Here is a 1,177-nt window from a genome sequence, read left to right as displayed (position 1 = left end):
CCGCTGCGTTCGCCGTTTGCGGCCGGCTACCGGCTCACGAAGACCATCACGCCCGTATCGCCCGCCGTCAAGGGCGTGCTGACGCGCGGCGACGTCGTGCGCGTGCATCTCGACATCGATGCGCAGAGCGACATGACGTGGGTCGTCGTCAACGATCCGGTTCCGGCTGGTTCGACGATCCTTGGTTCGGGCCTCGGCCGCGACTCCGAAGCCGCGACCCAGGGCGAGAAGACGCCTGACGGCGCGTGGCCGGCGTTCATCGAGCGCGACTTTGACGGCTACCGCGCGTACTACGACTACCTGCCGAAGGGCAAATTCTCGGTCGAGTACACGGTGCGGCTGAACAACGTCGGCACGTTCGGGCTGCCGCCCACGCGTGTCGAGGCGCTGTACGCGCCGTCCGTGTACGGCCTGTGGCCGAACCCGCCGGTGACCGTGAAGCCGGCCGAAGCGGGCAAGTAACGAGTAAGCGATGATCGATCTGGTATTGCCGCGGCCGGCGCGTTTCGCCGGCCGCGTATTCGTCGCCATCGTGCTGGCCGCACCGCTCGTCGCGCATGCACTGCCGAGCTACGACGAAGTGCGCCGCAACTGGCGCAGCTCCGACTGGGTGCTGCTCGCACGCGACGGCACGCCGCTGCAGCGCACGCGTGTCGACCTCACCGAACGGCGCGGCGACTGGGTGTCGCTCGCCGACGTGTCGCCCGCGTTTCGCGAGGCGATCGTCGTATCGGAAGACAAGCGCTTCTATGAACACAGCGGCGTCGACTGGCGCGGGATCGCCGGCGCCGCATGGGGCAACCTGTGGAACGAGCGCACGCGCGGCGCATCGACCGTCACGATGCAGCTCGCCGGGCTGCTCAGCGATTCGCCGCGCCGCTCGGGCCAGCGCTCACTGCCGCAGAAGGCGTCGCAGGCGGTCAACGCGCTGCTGCTCGAACGCGGCTGGCGCAAGGACCAGGTGCTCGAGGCGTACCTGAACCTCGTGCCGTTCCGCGGCGAGACGATCGGCCTCGCCGCGCTGTCGCAGGTGCTGTTCGGCAAGGCGCCGTCGGGCCTCGACGCCCGCGAAGCCGCGATCGCGGCCGCGCTCGTGCGCGCACCCAACGCAACGCCCGCGAAAGTCGCCGAGCGCGCGTGCCGGATCCTGCGCGACATGCATGCCGAGCAGGCCTGC

The 1,177-nt window shown here is 69.9% G+C and carries 2 protein-coding genes; both read left to right on the top strand.

The features are described 5' to 3' along the window. On the top strand, positions 1-462 hold a 462-nt coding region (locus G3O06_RS48335; protein WP_205820467.1), incomplete at its 5' end, for a hypothetical protein. Between the two features lie 10 nt (positions 463-472). Further along, a partial coding sequence (locus G3O06_RS48330; protein WP_205820466.1) for a biosynthetic peptidoglycan transglycosylase occupies positions 473-1,177 on the top strand: 705 nt, incomplete at its 3' end.

This window comes from Burkholderia sp. Ac-20345 (assembly GCF_017104825.1).
In the GTDB taxonomy this organism is placed as follows: domain Bacteria; phylum Pseudomonadota; class Gammaproteobacteria; order Burkholderiales; family Burkholderiaceae; genus Burkholderia; species Burkholderia lata_B.
The sequence above is the reverse complement of the archived record's forward strand: the minus strand, read 5'-3'. Positions and strand labels throughout refer to the sequence as shown.